General features: G+C 73.9%; 10 protein-coding genes. 6 read left to right on the top strand and 4 right to left on the bottom strand.

What is annotated here, in order from left to right; translation table 11 throughout:
- The first annotated feature begins 139 nt into the window (after positions 1 to 139).
- The 4 genes from SROS_RS20010 (at position 140) to SROS_RS19995 (ending at position 15452) form a co-directional block, all read left to right on the top strand.
- Positions 140 to 4891: a non-ribosomal peptide synthetase gene (locus tag SROS_RS20010; protein ID WP_012890769.1), complete on the top strand. Its 4752-nt coding sequence runs from the start codon at positions 140 to 142 to the stop codon at positions 4889 to 4891.
- Positions 4888 to 13050, top strand: a complete 8163-nt coding sequence (locus SROS_RS20005) for a non-ribosomal peptide synthetase/MFS transporter (RefSeq protein WP_012890768.1) — start codon at positions 4888 to 4890, stop codon at positions 13048 to 13050. Before SROS_RS20010 ends, SROS_RS20005 begins: the two co-directional genes overlap by 4 nt.
- Positions 13047 to 14006: a threonine ammonia-lyase gene (locus tag SROS_RS20000; RefSeq protein WP_012890767.1), complete on the top strand. Its 960-nt coding sequence runs from the start codon at positions 13047 to 13049 to the stop codon at positions 14004 to 14006. Before SROS_RS20005 ends, SROS_RS20000 begins: the two co-directional genes overlap by 4 nt.
- A gap of 519 nt (positions 14007 to 14525) precedes the next feature.
- The gene (locus SROS_RS19995; RefSeq protein ID WP_012890766.1) at positions 14526 to 15452 is read left to right on the top strand and encodes a slipin family protein; all 927 of its coding nucleotides are present in this window, start codon (positions 14526 to 14528) and stop codon (positions 15450 to 15452) included.
- 141 nt (positions 15453 to 15593) lie between these two features.
- Here the strand turns inward: SROS_RS19995 and SROS_RS19990 are convergent, their stop codons facing one another.
- Positions 15594 to 17144, bottom strand: a complete 1551-nt coding sequence (locus SROS_RS19990) for an MptA/MptB family glycosyltransferase (RefSeq protein WP_148269137.1) — start codon at positions 17142 to 17144, stop codon at positions 15594 to 15596.
- Between the two features lie 391 nt (positions 17145 to 17535).
- Between SROS_RS19990 and SROS_RS52205 the strand changes: the two genes are divergently transcribed.
- Positions 17536 to 18039 carry a C45 family peptidase gene (locus tag SROS_RS52205; protein WP_218919879.1) on the top strand — a complete coding sequence of 168 codons (504 nt, stop codon included), beginning with the start codon at positions 17536 to 17538 and terminating at the stop codon, positions 18037 to 18039.
- Positions 17976 to 18680, top strand: coding sequence for a carcinine hydrolase/isopenicillin-N N-acyltransferase family protein (locus tag SROS_RS52200; RefSeq protein ID WP_218919878.1), 705 nt, complete (start codon positions 17976 to 17978; stop codon positions 18678 to 18680). The genes SROS_RS52205 and SROS_RS52200 overlap by 64 nt, the downstream gene beginning before the upstream one ends.
- 64 nt (positions 18681 to 18744) lie before the next feature.
- Here the strand turns inward: SROS_RS52200 and SROS_RS19975 are convergent, their stop codons facing one another.
- The 3 genes from SROS_RS19975 to SROS_RS47540 are packed head-to-tail and all read right to left on the bottom strand — an operon-like array spanning position 18745 to position 21370.
- Positions 18745 to 19395 (bottom strand): response regulator, encoded by a 651-nt coding sequence (locus SROS_RS19975; protein ID WP_012890764.1) that lies wholly within the window; start codon positions 19393 to 19395, stop codon positions 18745 to 18747.
- Complete coding sequence (locus tag SROS_RS19970) at positions 19392 to 20552, bottom strand: sensor histidine kinase (RefSeq protein ID WP_012890763.1); 1161 nt, start codon at positions 20550 to 20552, stop codon at positions 19392 to 19394. Before SROS_RS19970 ends, SROS_RS19975 begins: the two co-directional genes overlap by 4 nt.
- Positions 20549 to 21370 (bottom strand): hypothetical protein, encoded by an 822-nt coding sequence (locus tag SROS_RS47540; RefSeq protein ID WP_012890762.1) that lies wholly within the window; start codon positions 21368 to 21370, stop codon positions 20549 to 20551. Before SROS_RS47540 ends, SROS_RS19970 begins: the two co-directional genes overlap by 4 nt.
- Positions 21371 to 21418: the final 48 nt, after the last annotated feature.

Genomic DNA, 21418 nt, shown 5'->3' with positions numbered 1-21418 from the left:
CCGCGAGCGCATGTGCAACTCGCTTCCAAGGCGGCTGCAAGGTGCGTGGCCCAGTCTCTTGATCGTAGAAGTTGATCAATTAGGCGATCTGCACAACTTCCCGTCATCAGACGTGATCTTGGCTGGGAAAGAGGACGAAGTGACCGTTGATGTGACGCGTGGCGATCTGGCGGGCCGCCTTCCCGCAGCGGCGGCCGGGAGGTTCGACGCACCGGGTTGCGTCCACGAAGCGATAGAGGCCCAGAGCCGGCGCACCCCCGGACGCACCGCCGTCGTGGCGGGCACCAGGCGACTCAGCTACGCCGAATTGGACCGCAGGGCCAACGACATCGCACGTGCCCTGGCCGGACGGGGCGTCGGACGCGGCCATCTGGTCGGAGTCTGCCTGGAGCGCGACGAGTGGCTGGTTCCCGCGCTGGTGGGGGTGTGGAAGGCGGGGGCGGCCTACGTGCCGCTGGACCCCGCGTACCCGGCCGAGCGGCTGCGGTTCATGGCCGAGGACGCCGCCGTGACCGCGGTGCTCACCTCGGCCGCGCTGCGCCGGACCGCCGTCCTGACCGGGGCCGAGGCCGTCCTCGTCGACGACGTGGTGCCGGGCGAGGGGGCGCCCCCCGTGGCCGGGGACCCCGGCGACGCGGCGTACGTCATCTACACCTCCGGCTCCACCGGGACGCCCAAGGGCGTGGTGGTGGAGCACCACAACACCCTGAACCTGCTGCGCTGGGAGGCGTCGGCGTACACCGCCGAGGAACTGAGCGGCATGCTGGCCGGCTCCTCGGTCTGCTTCGACGCGTCGATCAGCCAGCTCTTCTCGCCGTTGATCGCCGGCGGGACGGTGATCATGGCCGACAACCTGCTGGCGCTGCCGAGCCTGCCGGCCCGGGAGGAGGTGACCACGGTCTACGGGGTCCCCTCCGCGCTGTCGGTGCTGCTGCGTGAGCCGCTGCCGAGCGGGGTGCGCGCGGTGTTCTCCGGCGGCGAGCCGCTGACCGGCGCCCTGCTGCGGCGGATCTACGCCAACCCCGGGGTGCGCCGGGTGCTGAACCTGTACGGCCCGACCGAGTGCACCACCGCCTGCGCCGGCGTCGAGGTGGGCCGGGACTACGAGGGTGAGCCGCCCCTGGGCGGACCGATCGCCGGCGCGGTGTTCTCGGTGCGGGACGCGGCCGGAGACCCCGTCCCGGACGGAGAGACGGGCGAGTTGTGGATCGGCGGGCCCGGGGTGACCCGCGGCTACCTGGGACGTGAGGCGCCCGCGTTCCGCACCGATCCGGACGGCGGCCGGGTCTACCGCAGCGGGGATCTGGTCCGCTGGGTGGACGGCGAGCTGCGCTTCGCCGGCCGGGCCGACGACCAGGTCAAGATCCGCGGCTACCGGGTGGAGCTGGGCGAGGTGGAGGCCGCGCTGGCCCGCCACCCCGCGGTACGCCGGGCCACCGTGCTGGCCGCCACCGACGACGACGGGATCGCCTACCTGGCCGGTCACGTGGCGGCCTCCGAGGTGAGCGAGCCGGAGCTGCGGGACTGGCTGTGCGCCCGGCTGCCCGATCACCTGGTGCCGACCCGGATCGGGGTGGCCGAGGAGCTTCCGCTCGCCCCCAACGGCAAGGTGGACCGTGCGGCCCTGCCCAGGCTCGGCGCCTTCCGGTCCGCCGGTGCGGCACCGGTCGCGCCCCGCACCGACGACGAACGCCTGGTGGCCGAGGTGATCGCCGGCGTGCTGGGCCTGCCGCAGGTCGGCGTACACGATCGTTTCAGCGACCTGGGCGGCCATTCGCTGGCCGCGGCCAGAGTGGTCACCGAGCTGTCCCGCCGGCTGGGGCACACCGTGCCCCTGGCGGCCTTCCTGACCTCCCCCACCGCGGCCGGCCTGGCCATCCGGCTGCGCCAGGCCGGACCGGCGCCGGTGCGGCGGAGCGGCCGGACCCGGCATCCGCTCACCGACGCGCAGCGCCAGTTCTGGACCCTGAGCCAGCTCCACCCGCGCAGCCCGGTCACCACGCTGGGGATCCGGCTGCGCGTGCGCGACCTGCGCGGAGCCGCGCCGCTGAGGTCGGCCCTGGACGCGGTCGTACGCCGGCACGAGGTGCTGCGCAGCACGGTCTCCGTCGACGAGGACGGCGTGCCGTACGCCGTGGTGCACCCGCCGGCCGCCGTACCCCTGGTCGAGCACGCCGTGGGAGAGGACCCGGAGAAGGTGGCCAGGGCCGCGGCGGCGCACGTGTTCGACCTGACGAGCGAGGTGCCGCTGCTACGGGCCGGCCTGTGCTGGGTGGGCGACGCGGAGGCCGAGCTGGTGGTCGTGGTGGACCACATCGCCTTCGACGGCGGCTCGGTCGGGGTGCTGATGGACGAGCTGGCCGCCGAGCTGGCCGGCGATCCTGTCGTCGGGCCGGCGGTCCAGGTCGGCGATGTGGCCGTGCAGCAGCGGGAACAGCCGGACCTGCCGCGGCTGCGCGAGTTCTGGCGGGCCGAGCTGGCCGGCGCGCCGGTGGCGGACCCGGCGCCCGCGGACCTGACGGCGGACAGGGTGATCCGGCCGCTGCCCGAGGAGTTCGTGACGGGTGTGAACGCGCTGGCCCGCGAGTGCGGCGCCACCCCGTTCGCGGTGTACCTGGCCGCTCTGGCCCTGGCCGGCGGCGAGCCGGACACGCTGGTCGGGGTGGTCGCGGCGCGGCGGGCCCGGCCGGAGCTGACCGAGGTCATCGGCCCGCTGGTGGACACGGTGCCGGTACGGCTGCGGCCGACCGGCGCGCTGACCTTCCGGAACCTGGTCCGGCAGGCCGCCGCCGCGACCACGCGGGCACTGGTCCACCAGGAGATCCCGGCCGCCGACCTGCCCCGCGCCCCGGTGCTGCTGGCCATGCAGCACGCCGAGGTTCCGGTGTGCCTGGGCGACCTGGAGCTGCTCACCGAGCTGGGCTCGGGCTCCTCGGTCCACGAGCTCAGCGTGCTCGTCAACCGGACCGTGTCCGGCACCGAGCTGCAGCTGGAGTACGGCACCGCCCACCTCGATCCGGTGCGGGCCGAGGCGTACCTGGACCGGCTGGTGTGGCTGCTGCGGTGCGCGCTGACCGACCCGGACCGGCCGCTGTCGGCGTTCGAGCTGGTCACCCCGGACGAGCGCGCCGCCCTGCTGGCCGCCGCGGCCGGGCCGGAGCTGCCGGAGATCGCGGAGACGGTGCCGCGGGCGCTGGCGGTCCGCACCGCCGGGACGGCCGTGATCGGCCCGGACGGCACCTCGCTCGGCTACGCCGAGCTGAACGACTGGTCCGGCCGGGTGGCGGCGGCGCTGCTGGAACACGGGGTGGCGCCGGGCGAGGTGGTCGGGGTCTGCCTGCCCCGAGACCACCTGATGCCGGCGGCCCTGCTGGCGGTGTGGCGGGCCGGTGCGGCGTACCTGCCGCTGGATCCGGAGCACCCGGCCGAGCGGCTGCGCCGGCTGGCCGAGGACGCCGGGGTGCGCGTGGTGCTCACCAGGGGCGGTGCGGCCGCCGTTCCCGGCGTCACCACGCTGGACGCCGACGACCTGGCCGCTGTCCACAGCGAGCCGGCGGAGCTGCCGGAGGTGCGGGCCGGGGATCTGGCCTACGTGCTCCACACCTCCGGCTCCACCGGGACGCCCAAGGGCGTGGAGGTCACCCACGGCAACCTGGCCGCCTATGTGGCCGGCCTGGTGTCCGAGCTGCGCCTGGGCCCCCGGGACGTCCAGCCGGTCGTGGCGCCCCTGACCTTCGACACCTCCGCGTCCGAGCTGTGGAGCCTGCTGAGCGTCGGCGGCACCTGCGTGGTGGTGGACCGCGCCACGGCCGTGGACGGGCACGCGCTGGCCGAGCGGATCGCGACCAGCAAGGCCACCGTGGTCGACCTGGTCCCGACCACGTACCGGATGCTGCTGGCCGCGGACTGGGCCGGTGACCCGGCACTGCTGGCCATCAGCGGCGGGGAGACCCTTGATTCGGCCCTGGCCGGGCAGATCCTGCCCCGGGTCCGCGAGCTGTGGAACACCTACGGCCCCACCGAGGCCACTGTCGCCTCGATCCAGCACCGGCTCGACGCGCACGGGGCGGGAGCGGTGCCGATCGGGCTGCCGATGCCCGGGGAGCGGGCCTACGTGGTCGACTCCGAGCTGCGGCTGGCGCCGCCGGGCGCGGTGGGCGAGCTTCTGCTGGGCGGCGCCGGTGTGGCCAGGGGCTACCGGGGCCGACCCGACCTGACCGCGACCGCGTTCGTCGACGACCCGTTCGTCCCCGGCGGCCGGTGTTACCGGACCGGGGACCTGGTGCGGTGGCGGCCGGACGGGACGCTGGAGTTCCACGGCCGCCGGGACCACCAGGTGAAGGTGCGCGGCTACCGGATCGAGCTGGGCGAGATCGAGACGGTGCTGAACGAGGTGGCCTACGGGGCGGTGACCGTGTCCGGCTCGGGCGCGCAGGCACACCTGATCGGCTACGTGACGCCGGAGACGGCCGACCTGGCCGCGGTCGAGCGGCACGTCCGGTCGCGGCTGCCCGGCCACATGGTGCCCCGGCGGTGGGTCGCGCTGCCCACCCTGCCCACCCTGTCCAGCGGCAAGGTGGATCGGGAAGCCCTGCCCGAGCCGGTCGACGACCCGAAGGCCGGACGGGTGGCGCCCGCCACCGATCCCGAACGCCTGGTGGCCACCGTCTGGGCCGCCGTACTGGAACGCTCCGCCGTCTGGGCCGATGACGACTTCTTCGCCCTGGGCGGCCATTCCTTCGCCGCGACCCGCGTGGTCGGCCGGCTGCGGGAGACGTTGGATCTGGCCGTGCCGGTGCGGTTGCTGTTCGAGCGACCGGTACTCGCCGACTTCGCGGCCGGACTGGAAGAGCTGTTGATCGCCAAACTGATGGATGGGAACGACGCATGACCGAGGTTCGTCAGGACCGGATCGCCGAGATGGTCCGGTCCCGGTTCGCCGCCGCCCGGGTCGCGGCCGAAACCCCCGGCGCCGCGGTCATTCCGGCACTGTCCACACTGGACATGCCGTTGTCACCGGCCCAGGAACGGCTGTGGTTCCTGGCCCAGCTGGAGCAGGACACCCCCGCCTACAACGTGCCGCGGGCGCTGCGGCTGAGCGGGCCGGTGGACGTCGCGGCCCTTACCGCCGCGGTGTCCGAGCTGGCCGACCGGCACTGGATCCTGCGCGGCGTCATCGACGGGGCGAGGGTACGGCCGGCGGACGGCGTGCCCGTCTCCGTGGTGGATGTGGACCCCGCGGCGCTGGAGCGGGAGCTGGCCGAGCATGCCTGGCGCCCGTTCCGGCTGGACGCCGAGCCGCCCATGCGGGCCGCGGTGTTCCGGCTCGGCGAGGACGAGTACGTGCTCGCGCTGACCCTGCACCACATCGCCACCGACGCCTGGTCGGAACAGCTGCTGCTGCGGGACCTCTCGGCCCTGTACGCCGCCCGGCTCGGCCTGGCGCCGCAGCCGGAGCCCCCGGCCCTGCAGTACGCCGACGTGGCCGCCTGGGAGGCCGAGCAGCCCGAGGTCGACCTGGACTGGTGGACGCAGCGCCTGGCCGGCCTGCCGCCGGTGCTGGACCTGCCCATCGCCGGGCCCCGCCCGGCCGTCCCCACCTGGCGGGGGGCCGCGGTCGGGTTCGAGGTGCCGGAGTCCCTGTCCTCCAAGGTGCGCGCGGTGGCGGGCATGACGCCGTTCATGGTGTTCCTGGCCGGCCTGCAGGCGCTGCTGTCCCGCCTGTCCGGCAGCGACGACATCGCCGTCGGGGTGCCGCACGCCGGCCGGCACCATCTGGACGCCGAGCGGGTGGTGGGCTGCTTCATCAACACCCTGGCGGTGCGCACCGACACCTCCGGCGACCCCACCGGCGCCGAACTGCTGTCCAGGGCCCGTACGGCCGCGCTGGACGCGTTCACCCACGCCCGTACACCGTTCGAGCGGATCGTGGAGCGGCTGCAACCGGAGCGGAACCTGTCGGTCACCCCGCTGTTTCAGGTGATGCTGAACGTCTACGACGCCGCCGCGCCGGTCAGCCTGGCCGGGGTGGAGGTCCGCGCCGAACCGCTGCCCGTGCCGACGGCCAAGTTCGACCTGAACCTGACGCTCGGCGACGAAGGGGACCGGTTCGCCGGCGAGCTGCGCTACCGGGCCGACCTGTTCGAGGAGTCCACCGTCCGGCGGCTGGTGGAGTGGTATCTGGCGCTGCTGGAGGGGATGCTCACCGATCCGGACGCACCGGTCCGGCTGCCCGCCGGCGCCGACCTGCGCGGCCCGGCCGGGGACCTGCCGACGGACGTGCCATTGCACGCGCTGGTCGAGCGGATGGCCGACGCCGGCCCCGACGTGACCGCGGTCGCCTCGCTCAGCTACGCGGAGCTGGACCGGCGGGCCAACCAGGTGGCGCACTGGCTGCTGGCCCGCGGGGTAGGGCCGCAGGAGCCGGTCGGGGTGCTGCTGGAGCGGCGGCCGGAACTGGTGGTCGCCCTGCTGGGGGTGCTCAAGGCCGGCGCGGCCTACCTGCCGCTGGATCCGGTCTACCCGGCGCGACGGACCGAGGCCATCCTGGCCGACGCCGGCGCCCGGATCGTGCTCACCGAGTCCGAGATCGCCGCCGCCGCGGACGGCCCCGGGCACCGCCCGGACGTGGCCGTGCGGCCCGACCACCTGGCGTACGTGATCTACACCTCCGGTTCCACGGGGGAGCCCAAGGGGGTCGCGGTCGAGCACCGGCAGATCACCCACTACCTGGGCGCGGTGGCCGAACGGATCCCCGCCGGGGTGACCTCCTTCGCGCTGGTGTCCACCGCCGCGGCCGACCTGGGGCTGACCAACGTGCTGTGCGCGCTGACCTCGGGAGCCACCCTGCACCTGATCGACCACGAGACGGCCACCGACCCGGTCGCGTACGCCGCCTACATGGCCGCGCATCCGGTGGACGTGATCAAGATGGTGCCCAGCCAGCTGGAGCTGCTGGGCGTGGACGCCCTGCCCCGGAAACTGCTGATCCTGGCCGGTGAGGCCGTGCCGTCGGACCTGGTGGAGCGGGTGAGGGCGGCGCGGCCGGCCCTGGCGGTGCAGATCCACTACGGGCCCACCGAGACCACGGTGTCGGTGCTGGCCTGCGACGCGGCCGAGGTGGCGCCCGGTGTGGCCCCGCTGGGCCGGCCGCTGGCCGATGTGGAGTGCCGGGTGGTGGACTCCGCCGGGCGGCCGCTGCCGGCCGGCGTGCCGGGAGAGTTGTGGATCGGCGGCCCCAGCCTGGCCCGCGGCTATCTGGGCCGGCCCGACCTGACCGCGCAGCGGTTCGTGGACGGCTGGTACCGCACCGGCGACCGGGTGCGGGTGAACCCGGCCGGGCTGGTGGAGTTCCTGGGCCGGATCGACGACCAGGTGAAGGTACGCGGATTCCGGGTGGAGCTCGGTGAGGTCGCCGCGGCGCTGCGGGCCCTTCCGCAGGTGGCGGAGGCCTTCGTGCAGCCGGTCGGCGCCGGGGCGCAGCGCCGCCTGGCCGCCTGGGTGACCCCCTCCACAGTGGACACGGCACAGGTGCGGGCCACGCTGCGGGAGCGGCTGCCCGACTACATGGTGCCGCCCGCGATCGCCGCGCTGGAGGCGTTGCCGCTCACCCCGAACGGCAAGGTGGACCGGGCGGCGCTGCCGGTTCCCGAGGCCGGTTCGGCGGTGCGGGTGCCGCTGGGCACGCCGCAGGAGCACCTGGTCGCCGAGGTCTGGGCAGAGGTGCTGGACCTGCCACAAGTGTGGGCGGACGACGACTTCTTCGCCCTGGGCGGGCACTCCTTCGCCGCGACCCGGGCGGTCGGCCGGCTGCGGGAGCGGCTGGGCGCGCCGGTTCCGGTGCGGCTGCTGTTCGAGCATCCGGTGCTCGCCGACCTGGCCGCCGCCCTGCCCCGCCCGGTTCAGGTGGTCAGGGCGCGGCGGGAGCGGGCGGACGGGCCGGCCGCGCTGTCCGGGGTGCAGGCCAGGCTGTGGTTCCTGGCGCAGCTGGAGCCGGAGAGCACGGCCTACAACGTGCCGGTGGCGCTGCGGCTGCACGGCCCGCTTCAGGTGGAGGCGCTGCTGGACGCGGTACGCGACCTGGCCGAGCGGCACCACGTGCTGCGCAGCGTGATCGACGATTCCGGCGCCGAGCCGGTTCTGGTGGTACGGCCGGCCGGAGAGGTGCCGGTGTCCACGGCGGACATCGACCGGTCACGGGTCGAGGACGCGGTGGCCGCGCAGCTGGCCACACCGTTCGCGCTGGACCGGGAGCCGCCGATGAGGGCGGTGCTGTTCGCGGTCGGCGACCGGGAGCACGTGCTCTCGCTCACCTTCCACCACATCGCCACCGACGCCTGGACCCGTGGGCTGCTGCTGTCCGAGCTGTCCGCGCTGTACGCCGCCCGGATCGGCCTGCGCCCGACGCCGGAGCCGCCGCCGGCCCAGTACGCCGAGGTGGCCCCGGTCCCCGACCTGGCCGACCTGGACTGGTGGGCCGAGCAGTTGCGCGGCCTGCCGCCGGTGCTGGACCTGCCCACCGACCGGCCTCGCCCCGCCGTGGCCGACCCGGGCGGCGCCTCGGTGGACCTGGAGCTGCCGGCGGAGCTGAGCGAGCGGGTCCGGGCGGTGGCCACCGCCTACCGGGCGACGCCGTTCATCGTGCTGCTGGCCGGCCTGCAGGCCCTGCTGGCGCGGCTGTCGGCCGGCACCGACATCGCGGTCGGCGTGCCGGTCGCCGGCCGGGACCACCCCGACTCCGAGGGCGTGATCGGCTGCTTCCTCAACACGGTGGTGGTCCGGACCGACGTGGGCGGCGAACCGACCGGCCACGAACTGCTGGCCCGAGTCCGGGAGACCGCGCTGGGCGCCTTCGCCCACGCGAGCGCGCCGTTCGACCGGGTGGTGGACCGGCTGCGGCCCGAGCGGAACCTGGCGGCGACGCCGCTGTTCCAGGTGATGCTGAACTACTTCCCCGACACGGGCCGGCCGGAGCTGCCCGGCCTGGAGGCGGCCGAGATCCACCTGCCCGAGCAGACGGCGAAGTTCGACCTGAACTGGCATGTGATCGACAGCGGGCCCGGCCGGCCTCTGCGCGGCGGGCTCGGCTACCGTACCGACCTGTTCGACGGCGCCACCGCGGCCCGGTTCACCCGGTGGTACCTGGCGCTGCTGGACGGGATGCTGTCCGACCTGGAAGCGCCTGTGGGCGCGCAGCCGCTGGAGCCGGTCACCGGCCCGATCCTCGCCGGCGAGCCGCTGCCGGCCGTGGCGGACACCCCGGTGCACCGGCTGATCGAGCGCTGGGTGGACACCACCCCCGACGCGCCGGCCGTGGTGGGCGCGGACCGCGGCCTGACCTACGCCGAGCTGGAGACGGCCGCCAACCGGATCGCCCACTGGCTGCTGGCCGCCGGGGTGGGCGCCGACGAGCCGGTCGGCGTACTCCTGGAGCCGGGTGCCGACCTGGCCTGCGCCCTGTTCGGGATCCAGAAGTCAGGCGGCGGCTACCTGCCCATGGATCCGGCCTATCCGGCTGCGAGGATCGCCACCATGCTCGACGCCGCCGGGGTGCGGGCCGTGGTCACCACGGCCGAGTTCGCCGGCCTGATCGGGCCGGACCGCTGGGTGCTGGCGCTGGACCGGCTCCCGTCCCTGCCGCGGACCCGGCCGGAGGTCGACGTCCGGCCCGAACACCTGCATCACGTGATCTTCACCTCCGGGTCCACCGGAACGCCCAAAGCCGTGGCCGCCGAGCACCGCGGCGTGATGAGCTACCTGAACGGCATGCTGCCGCGGATCGGCGTGCCCGGCGGGTCGTACGCGGTGGTGTCCACACCGGCCGCCGACTTCGGGCTGACGTGCGTGTTCGGCGCCCTGACCACGGGCGGCACGGTGCACCTGGTGCCTCGGGAGACCGCGATGGATCCCGCGGCGTTCGCCGGTTACCTGAGCGCGCACCACGTCGACGTGGTCAAGTGCGTGCCCAGCCACCTGGAGCTGCTGGCCTCCGGCGGAGACCTGGCCGCGGTGCTGCCGGACAGGCTGCTGATCCTGGCCGGGGAGGCGTGCCCGTGGGACCTGGTGGAGCGGGCCAGGGCAGCGCGGCCGGGCCTGCGGATCCAGAGCCACTACGGGCACACCGAGTCCACGATGATCTGCCTGGTCTGCGACACCGAGGAGATCGCGGCCGAGCACCGGACCGGGATCGTGCCGCTGGGCCGGCCCCTTCCGGGGGTGTACGGGCACCTGGTGGACGCGAGCAGGCGGCCGGTGCCGGCCGGGGTGCCGGGCGAGCTGGTGGTCGGCGGCCCGGGGGTCACCCGCGGCTACATCGGCCTGCCCGAGCTGACCGCGGAGCGGTTCGTGCCCGATCCGCTGACCGGGCAGGGGCGCTGCTACCGCAGCGGCGACCTGCTGCGGGTCACGGCCGACGGGCGGGTGGAGTTCCGCGGCCGGGTGGACGACCAGGTCAAGGTGCGCGGCTACCGGGTGGAGCTGGGCGAGGTCACCACCGCGCTGCGCGCCCTGCCGCAGATCGCCGACGCCGTGGTGCTGCCGGTGGGTGAGGGCAAGGCCCGGCAGCTCGCCGCCTGGGTGACGCCGTCCACTGTGGACACCTCGGCGATCCGGTCCGCGCTGCGGGAGCGGCTGCCCGACTACATGGTCCCGGCCCAGTTCGTCGTACTCGACCGGATCCCGCTCAACCCAAACGGGAAGGTGGACCGGGCCGCCCTGCCCGAACCGCGGCCGGAGACCGCCGAGTTCGTGCCGCCGTCCACGGCCGGCGAGGAGCTGGTCGCCCGCGCATGGGCCCAGGTGCTCGGCGTGGCGAGGGTCGGGGCGCACGACGACTTCTTCGCCCTGGGCGGGGACTCCTTCGCCGCGGTGCGCGCGGTCAAGGAGATCGGCTGCGGCCTGCGGGTGATCGACCTGTTCACCCGGCCCACGGTCGCCGAGCTGGCCGCGTTCCTGGACCGCCGGGACGGCGGCGGGCTGCTGCACCGCCTGGGCGGTGGCCGCACCAGCGAGTTCACCCTGGTGTGCCTGCCGTACGGCGGCGGGTCGGCGGCGGTGTACCAGCCGCTGGCCTGGGCGCTGGGCGAGCGGGTGGAGGTGCTCTCGGCGGAGTTGCCCGGCCACGATCCGGCCCGGCCCGACGAGCTGCCGCTGCCGCTGGAGGAGCTGGTGGAGGCCCTGTCCGCGGAGGTGGCCACGACCGCGTCCGGCCCGATCGCGATCTACGGTCACTGCGTGGGCTCCGCGCCCGCGGTGGCCCTGGCCCGCAGGCTGGAGGCGGACGGGATCCCCGTGCTGGGCGTGATCGCGGCCGGCAGCTTCCCCACCGCCCAGCTGCCCGGCCTGGCCCGGCGGATCTTCCGCAGTGACCGCTGGGTCTCCGACCGGATGTTCCAGGACGCGCTGCGTGCCACGGGCGGGCTGCTGGACGACATGGACGAGGCCGCCAAACAGGTCGCGGTGCGGGCGATGCGCCACGACGCCGACCAGGCGCAGGAGTGGTTCAGCCGCGAGCTGACCGGTGGGGGGCCGCCGCTGCGCGCCCCGATCCTGTGCGTGGTGGGGGAACGGGACCGGGCCACCGAGCTGCACCAGGAGCGGTACGCCGAGTGGACGGCCTTCGCGCCCAGGGTGGAGCTGGCCGTACTCCCCCATGCCGGCCACTACTTCCTGCGGCACCAGGCCGAGCCACTGGCCGCCCTGGTCATCGAGCACCTGCGGAGCTGGGCGGCCGGTCGGCTGCCCGATCCGGTGCGCCCGCCCGACCGGACCGGCCTGCGCCCCTTCTACACGGTCGCGGGCGGGCAGTTCGTCTCGGTGGTGGGCACGGCGCTGAGCTCGTTCGCCCTCGGCGTCTGGGCCTACCAGGACAGCGGCCGGATCCTGGACCTGGCCCTGATCGTGATGCTGTCCCAGATCCCGGCCGTGCTGCTCACCCCGCTGGGCGGGGCGCTGGCCGACCGGGTGGACCGGCGCCGGATCATGCTGGTCAGCGACGCGGTCTCCGGGCTGGCCATGGCGGCGCTGGTCCTGCTGCTGGTCACCGACCGGCTGGCGTTGTGGAACGTCTGTCTCATCGTCGGTGTCACCTCACTGGCCACCGCGTTCCAGCAGCCCGCTTATCTGGCCGCGATCGCGCAGCTGGTGCCCAAGCCGTACCTGCCGCAGGCCAACGCCGTGGCCAACCTGGGTTTCGGGATAGGCAACGTGGTGGCCCCGCTCGCGGGCGGCGCGCTGATCGGCATGTTCGGGCTGTCCGCGGTGGTGGCCATCGACGTGGCCTCGTTCGGGGTGGGAGTGGCGACCCTGCTGGCGGTCCGGTTCCCCGACCGGCTGTTCCACCGGCAGGAGGAGACGTTCCGGGCGGCGCTGACCGGCGGCTGGCTGTTCCTGCGCCGGCGCCGGCCGCTGCTGGTGATGGCCGTCTACTTCGCGGTGGTCAACTTCTGCACCGCGCTGATGTGGGTACTGATCACCCCGGTCGTGCTGGCTCTCGGGTCCTCGGCCGCCCTGGGCGCGGTGACCGCGGTCGGCGGCCTGGGCGCGGCCGTGGGCACCGCGGTGGTGCTGGTGTGGGGCGGGACCCGGCGCCGGGCCACCGGCATGGTCGGCTTCGTGATCGGGTCCGGGATCGGCGTGGTGCTGATGGGCGTGTGGCCGGCGCTGTGGCTGGTCGCGGCCGGCCTGTTCCTCCGGCTGGCCTGCATGAGCATCGGCAACGCGCACTGGCTGTCCATCATCCAGGTGAAGGTGGGGCCGGAGCTGCAGGGCCGGGTTCTGGCCGTCAACGTCATGCTGGCCACGGCCATGCAGCCGCTGGGCTTCCTGGCCGCCGGACCGCTGGCCGACTGGGCCCAGTCGTACACCTCCGGCCCCGGCCGGGGCGCGGCGGCGGTGCTGCTGGTCAGCGGCGTGTTCCTGGTGGTCTGGGGGGTGATCGGGTTGCGTTACCGCCCGCTCCACCACCTGGAGGACCTGGTCCCCGACGCCGCGCCGCCGCCCGAGGCCGAGGCCGACCTGGACGCCATCCAGGCCAAGGTGCTGAGCGGATGAGCCTGGTGACGGTGGCCGACGTGATCGCCGCCTCGGCCCGCATCGCGCCGTTCGTACGGCGCACCCCGCTGCTGCACCTGCCCGGCGAACGGCTCTGGGTCAAACCCGAGAACCGGCAGCCCACCGGCTCCTTCAAGGTGCGGGGCGCGGTCAACGCCGTGGGACGGCTGGCCGAGCGGGGCGTCCAGCACGTCATCGCCCAGTCCTCCGGCAACCACGCCCAGGCCATCGCGTACGCCGCGGGAAAGCACGGCCTGCGGGTGACCGTGGTCCTGCCCGACACCGCGCCGGAGCTGAAGGTGGCGGCCGCCCGCAGGCTCGGCGCCGAGGTGGTGATCGTGCCACCGGCCCTGCGGGAGGTCACCTGCCTGGCCCTGGCCGACCGGCTCGCGGCCACGGTGGTCCGCTCCGACGATCTCGACGTCATCGCCGGGCACGGCAGCGCCGGGACCGAGATCGGCAGGGACCTGTCCCGCGCGGGCACGATCCTGGTGCCGGTCTGCAACGGCGGCCTGCTGGCCGGGGTCGCGGTCGCGGCCAGGGCCGTCGACCCGGCGATCAGGGTGATCGGCGTCGAGCCCGAGCTGGCCGCCGACGGCGTGGCCAGCTTCCGCTCCGGCCGGCGCACCGCGTGGCCGGTGCAGCAGACCTACCGCACCCGGGCCGACGGCCTGCGCGCCCCGGTCCTGGGCGCCCTGGCCTGGGAGCACATCCACCGGTACGTGGACGACATGGTGACCGTGAGCGAGGACGGCATCGGGGCCGCCGCCGACCTCCTCTGGCAGGAGCTGGGGGAACGCGCCGAGCCCAGCGGCGCGGTGACCACCGCGGCCTACCTCGCCCACCGGGACACGCTGCCGGCCGGGCCGGTGGTGGCGATCCTCTCCGGCGGCAACGTGGCGGTCCATCCCGATGCCGACGACACGAGGGGGCGCTCACTCATCCGGGGCCTGTGACCGGCCGGGCACCGGCAAGGGGGCGCGGGAACGCAGGGGCCGGGGGACGCGGGCGTGCCGGTGGCCGCACGGTGCCGGGGGACGCGGGCGTGCCGGTGGCCGCACGGTGCCGGCGCCCCCGTGCCAATGACCGCATGGCGCCGGCACCCCCGTGCCTCCCTGCCGCTATTCCGACTAAAAGTGACATATCAGGCGCTTTGTGCCGCGTTACGATGGAAATGTTCGGATGGGCGGAACAAGCAGGACCGCGCCTGACGGACAGGCACCTCCGGGAGGCGTCCCGTGCTCGGTGACCGCGGACGCGAGACGCCGCGCGAGATCCGGCGCCGGACGCCGGTCGAGGACCCGGGCTCCGCGCGGCCCTTCGTCGCCGGCGCGCCGCCCCCGCCCCCGCCGCCCCGTGATCGGCCGGCCTGCCCGCCCCGGGCGGGGCCGGTGGAACCGGTCACCGATCCAAGAGGCCGCCGGGCCGCCGGGAGAGTCGGGCCGGCGGGACCGAGGGGGACAAGGGAGGATGAAATGATCACCGTCGTCACCTCCGCACTGATCGCGATCCTGACACTGGGCGCGATGTTGCTCGGGACGAGTGTCCGGATCGTCAAGCAGTTCGAGCGGGGCGTCGTCTTCCGGTTCGGGCAGGTCCGCTCCGAGATCCGTGGTCCCGGGCTCGCCGTGATCATGCCGGTCGCCGACCGCCTGCAGAAGGTCAACATGCAGATCGTCACCATGCCGGTGCCCGCCCAGGACGGCATAACCCGTGACAACGTGACGGTTCACGTGGACGCCGTCATCTACTTCCGGGTCGTCGACCCGATGCGCGTGGTCGTCGACGTCCAGGACTACGAGGCCGCCATCCGCCAGGTCGCGATGGCCTCGCTGCGCTCGATCATCGGCAAGAGCGAGCTGGACGACCTGCTGTCGAACCGGGAACGGCTCAACCAGGGGCTGGAACTGATGATCGACAGCCCGGCCGTGGGCTGGGGCGTGCACATCGACCGCGTCGAGATCAAGGACGTGGCACTGCCGGACTCGATGAAGCGGTCCATGTCGCGGCAGGCCGAGGCGGAACGCGAACGGCGCTCCCGCGTCATCACCGCCGAGGGTGAGCTGCAGGCCTCGCAGAAGCTGGCCCAGGCCGCCGAGACGATGGCCCTGCACCCCGCCGCGCTGCAGCTGCGCCTGCTCCAGACCGTCGTCGAAGTCGCCGCCGAGAAGAACTCCACCCTCGTGCTGCCCTTCCCCGTCGAACTGCTCCGCTTCCTGGAACGGGCGACACCCCCCGAGCCCCAGCCGCCCGCCGGCCCGGCCGTCGCGAACGCCACCCCGGCCACCGCGAACGCCACCCCGGCGCTCTCCGCCGGTCTGCCTGCGCCGGCCGACCAGTGCCTCCCGGACGCCGCCGTCCTGGACCGGGCCGCACCCAACGGGGTGGGAGCCGACCGGTAGGCCGGAGACACGCCCGGCGCGGGCGCCGAGGTCACCCCGCCACGGCGTCGCCGTACGCCCCGGGTGACCTCGTTGGCGGTGTTGTGCGTCAGCGGCTCGATCCGCCGGCCGTCATACCCGTCCTGAGACACCCGGCCGATCTCATCGGCCAGGCAGCGGCTGTCCATTCGCATGATCGTAGTCACCGGCGGCGGGCGGCAGCGCCCGGGAGCGGAGGGCGCCGGCGAAGCTCAGCGCGATGACGCAGAGGATGAGGAGGTCGGCGGCCAGCGGAGCGATCCACGGGCGGTAGGTCTCGGCGATCCACCGGGTCAGCGCGGTGGGCTGGAGCTGGAGGAGGCCGACGGCACCGGGCAGGTAGATGAGGCTCGTCATGATGCCGCGGGTGATCAGCAGCCCGTCGAGGCGGCCGGCCGGCATGAGTGCCAGCAGGGGGAACAGCAGGGCGTCGTACCAGGGATGCTGCACCGGAGAGGTGAGCAGCCAGCACAGGCACCACGCCAGCGCCGGGCGTACGGAGGCCAGGCCGGGCGGTCCCGGAGGGAGCCGCCGGCACAGCAGGAGACCGATGAGGAGGGCGGCACCGAGGGCGAGCTGCCCCTCCAGGGTGGACGACCGCGCGCCCAGGCCCAGCGCGTCGGTGATCACACGCCACGGATCGGCCAGCGAGCGGGAACCGATCTTGCCGACCAGGTTCCCGAAGGCCTCCGGGCCCTGCGTCGCGTACGCCACGACCAGCGCAGTGCACGCGCCCATCACCATTGCCAGGAAAGTGGTCATCGACCGGCGGGCCGCCCAGGCCAGGCCGGCGCCGGCGAGGATGAACGGCGCCTTGACGGCGGCCGCCGCGCCGAGCAGCGCCCCCGCCGCCAGGCCCGCGACCACGCCGCCCCCGCGCAGGGCGAGGAAGGCCGCGACGAGGAAGAACGCTCCCAGGCCGTCGATGTGGCCGCCCAGCACCACGTGCCACAGCATCAGCGGGTTGAGGCTCCACAGCAGGTGGGCGCGGACGCGCCGGTCGCGGTCCGGTCCCGCCAGCCGGTCGAGCATGTACGCGGACAGCAGGAACGCCAGGCCTGTCATGACCTTGAGGGCGAGCACGGTGCCGGCCATCGTCCCGCCGCCGAGCCACGAACCGGCCATCTGCGCCCAGGTCGCCAGAGGCCCGTACACCGAGGGTGTGTTGCGCCACGCCAGGGGGGCCAGCTCACCGACCGGGTCCGCCATCTTGTGCAGCCATGCCGGGGTCAGCACGTACGGGTCGTGTCCGAGGGCGGCGATGCGCCCGTAGACCGCGTAGTTGAGCACGTCCGTCGATCCGGCGGGCGGTACGAGCGTGAGGGTGAGGACGGCGATCACCGTGCCGGCGAGAAGGACCCCTCGCGCCGGACGCCATCTCCGGCGCAGCCCGTACAGCCCGGCACCCACGCCCAGCCCGCCGATGATGACGGCCGCCCAGCTCAACTGGATCACCAGCGTGTCGGAGGGGGCGGCCCGGAAGGACCAGGGCGGATCACCGCCACCGAGGTCGGGCACCGCCGCGGACGGCCCGAGGAGGGCGACGGCCAGCATGGTCGCCACGGCGACCCCGATCATGGTGAGCCCCGCGCGTCCGGCGAGCCGCGCGTGCCGGAGCGGCTCGGCGGCACGGGCCGGCTCCGTCGTCGGGGGGTACGGGACAGGTCGGACCAACGTCGGCACCTGCCAAACCTCCAAGGGGAACCACCGGGACGGTCACGGCATCGCGGCGGCCGGAGCGCGGGCCGGCGTGGCCACCGGACCCGCCCCGTGATCGGCTCCCACCGGGACGCGAGCGGATCGCCGACCTCATGGTGGAACAGCCGGGGCATAGGCGGCCCGGCGCGGCGTTGACGCGATGCCTGCCCCAAGCATAGATCGTCCAGGACGTTGATCCACCGGCTCCGCGGCCCGCGGTCCGTGTGAAACCGCGCCCCGCCGGGCCGTACGGCCACCGCCCGGCCTCCACGGTGGTCATCAGAACCACGCCGCCGGGGAAGCCCGGCCAGCGACCGGTCAGCGACCGGTCAGCCGTTGGTCAGCACGCCGGACGAAAGTGGCCGCCATGAACGAAATTTCCATCGTGGCCGGCGGTCACGACGATTTCATGACCGTCCGGCACATGGTGCTACGGGGCAGCCAGGAACAGATCGGCCGGGCACTGGCCGAAGAGGCCCGCACGAGCGCGGGCTGGCTGCCCGCCGAGACCGATCCGTTGATCAACCAGGCACGCTCGACCTGGTTCGAACGCAACTGGCCCCAGCATCACGCCCGCCTCGCCGGGGTCGCCGCCGCATTCGGCATCGACCCCGGCGACGATCGGTTCCGCCTGGACGACATCCCCGCCCTGCCCTCGGGATCGGCCTGCTCGGCGGTCTGGTGCCCGCCCGCCCACGCCACCGACGGGCGCGGCAGGATCGCCCGCAACTACGATTTCTTCACCCTCAGCGCCCCGGACCTGATGGCCTCGCTCACCGGACCCAGCCCATGGGGACAGGAGTGCCGATGGCCGCACGCCCCTGTGTCATCACCACCATCCCCGACGACGGGCCGGCCTCCACCGTCCTGACCATGTCCGATCTGGACGGCTGCACCGAAGGCATCAACGAGAGCGGCCTGACCGTGGTGCTTCTGCTCGGTGACGTGGCCGCCACCGAGCCGCCCGCGGGCCCGCCCGTGCCGCAGGCCGGGCTCAACGTCACCCAGCTACCCCGATTCCTGCTGGACACCTGCCAGAACGTCGAACAGGCCAAACGAGCACTGCTGGGTGCCAAGCAGTACAGCGAAGGCGCTCCCTGCCACTACCTGATCGCCGACGCCTCCGGCCGGTCCTTCGTCTGGGAGCGCGGCGCCCAGGACAGCGAACACATCATCGAAGCCGCCGCCGGACCGCTGTGCGCCACCAACCACCCGCTGCACCGGCACCCCGACGTCACCCGGCTCCCCGAAGACACCCCGGAGTCCTTCCACACCTACGAGCGCGCCCGCACACTGGCCAAGCGGACCGTCGGACCGCTGTCGGCCGACGGCCTGCGCCAGGCGCTGGACGCGGTATCCATGCCGGCCGTCCCCGAAGAACCGTGGCGGACCCTGTGGCGCAGCGTGTTCGACCCGGCCCGGCGCACCATGAACGTCCGCTTCTATCTCGGCGACGGCCCGCACGGCACCGCCCGCCACTCCCCCGAGATCTCCTTCGGGGTGGGCACATGACGTGACCGGGGCGGAACGCCGCCGCCACTGACCCTCCCGGACCTGGCCACGATCCGTGCAGAGCTCATACGCGGGGGATCTGGCCATGTTCGTAGGCCCAGATGACCGCCTGGACGCGGTCGCGGAGCTGGAGCTTGGCCAGGATGCGACCGACGTGGGTCTTGACCGTGCCCTCCGAGAGGAAGAGGCACCCGGCGATCTCGGCGTTCGTCTCGCCCTGCGCGATGTGCCGGAGGACCTCCCGCTCTCGGTCCGTGAGGGGGACGGGCGGATCGGCCGGCAGCGGCAGGGTGGGGGCGACGTGGTCGAGCAGCCGCCGGGTGGTGGAGGGTGCGATGACCGCGTCGCCCTCGTGCACGGTCCGGACGGCGGCCACGATCTCCTCGGCGGGCGCGTCCTTGAGCAGGAACCCCGAGGCGCCCGCACGGAGCGCGGCGAAGGCGTATTCGTCCAGGTCGAACGTAGTGAGCACGATGACCTTGGGCCCGGCCCCGGCCCCGGCCAGGAGCCTGCGAGTGGCCTCCACACCGTCGAGGAGAGGCATCCGCACGTCCATGAGCACCACGTCGGCGACGACCTTCCCGAGCCCGGCCAGGGCTTCGAGGCCGTCGCGCGCCTCCCCCACGACGGTCATGTCGCCCTGAGCCTGGATGACCATGATCGTGCCGGTACGCACGAGGTCCTGATCGTCCACCACGAACACCCGGATCGTCACACTGCGCCTTTCTGGTACGGCAAGCGGGCCGTCACCACGAAGCCCCGCTCCCCTGCGGCCCCGGCGGAGAGCGTGCCACCGACTGCCAGCAGTCTCTCGCGCATCCCGGCCAGCCCGTTGCCCGGCACCGTGCCCGCGGTCGGTGTGGGAGCCCGGCCGTCGTCCGCCACGGTCACTTCCAGGTGCACCGGCGTCCACGACAATCCGACCGACGAGCTCGCTCCGCCGCCCGCGTGCTTGAGCGTGTTGGTCAACGCCTCCTGGACCACCCGGTAGAGCGCCAGCTCCGCCCCCGGCCCGATCGGCCGCGCCCTGCCGGAGGTGGTCATGGTCACCGCGAGCCCGGCCGCGCGAGTCCGGTCCAGCAGTTCCGGGAGCTCGGCCAGCCCCGGTTGCGGCCGCAGATCGCCGGCCTCGGAGCTGACGGCGGTGTCCGAGCGGAGCACGCCGACCAGACCGCGCATCTCGGTGAGCGCTTGGCGTCCGGTCTCCTCCACCGTGGCCAGCACCTCGGCGGCGCGGTCGGGGATCAGTCGCCCGCCTCTGGCCTGGGCGACGATGACGGCCAGGGCGTGGGCCACTACGTCGTGCATCTCGCGGGCGATCCTGGCCCGTTCCGCCAGGGTGGCCTGAGCGGCTGACACGGCGGCCTGTTCCTTCAGGAGGTCGACGTAGGCGAGCTGAGTCCTGCGGTACAGGCCGAGCCCCCAGGCCGCCACCACAATGGCCGCCAGAAGACCCAGCAGCATCCACGGATCCGGTCCCAGATGGGCGGCCGCGACGCTGGAGTCCGTGGCGAACCTGGCCGCCGCCAGTCCCGCCCCCGCCAGTCCCACGGCCACGGGCAGGTACGACCTGCCGTACGCGGTGCAGGAGTAGAGGGCGAGCGGGAAGAGCACGACGGTCGGCAAGACGATGAAGAGCCCGGTCACGACCGCTTGTACGGCCAGCGCCACGGCGATCACGAAGAATGCGCGCAGGTCCCGGCGGAAGGCGAACGCCACGTGCGCCAGCAGGCAGGCCGCCACCAGGATCGCCGCCCGCTCCCCCGGCACCGACAGCACCGCCACCACGACCGAGAGCAGGAACAGTGGCGTCCCGACCACGAACGCGGCCACAGCGTCGAACGCCCGCGGCCCCGCCACCCACCGCGTCATCGCGCGAGCACCCTGGCGGTCTGCCGCTGGTAGGCCAGCGTGGCCCCGGCCACCGCGAGCCCGAACAGCAGCCAGCTCCCGTACACGCAGGAGACCATGACGACCGCTGAGGCGTCACCGAGCGGCACCGGCCCGTCGGTCACGCCCATGAGTTGCGAGAGGGTGCCGAACACGGACATGCTTCCCATCGTGCTCAACATAGCGGCTCCCGTCCAACCGCCGGACAGCACCAGCCCGCGCGGCAGCCGCCTCCCCCACGCCTGAACGAGGGCCAACGACCCGACCGCCCCGATGGCCAGCATGATCAACTCGCCGTACGGAAATCCCTCGGAGTAGTCGGCGGGGCGCAGGAACGACCCGCCCAGCGACCAGTACAGCTTGACCGTCGGATAGATGAACCCGAGCGCGAAGGCCGTGTAACCGAGCCACGGCCCGCTCGGCAGCCGGGTGCGCCGCAGCACCAGCGCCCCGACGAGCCCGGTGGCAGCGAGGCTGAGTGCCCGTCCCGCCATCCCGGGCCCGTCCACCCGAGCGAACTCCCCCGCCGGTATCCCGGTCACCACGAAGAACGCGCGGAAGCAGTCGAGCACCAGCCCACCCGCCGACCAGAGCAGCAGCACCGACGAGAGCCAGCCCACGGCGACCGGCCGTTCGAAGAAGGCGAAGCCCGCACCGGCCAGGGCGGCGGCGGCCGTCACCCAATGCGGCGCGAACCCGGTGGTGTAGGGCAGCGAGGGCAGCGCCTCTGTGGCCAGTGCGGCGATGAACGTGAGCACGGACGCGGTCGACGCCGCGATTTGAAGTCTGGATAGTCGCATGCCTCCAACGATTCCGCCCGGGAACGGCCTGCCGCGTCTGCACGGAGT

This window comes from Streptosporangium roseum DSM 43021, assembly GCF_000024865.1.
Classification (GTDB): domain Bacteria; phylum Actinomycetota; class Actinomycetes; order Streptosporangiales; family Streptosporangiaceae; genus Streptosporangium; species Streptosporangium roseum.
This window is presented reverse-complemented; position numbering and strand designations above follow the sequence as displayed.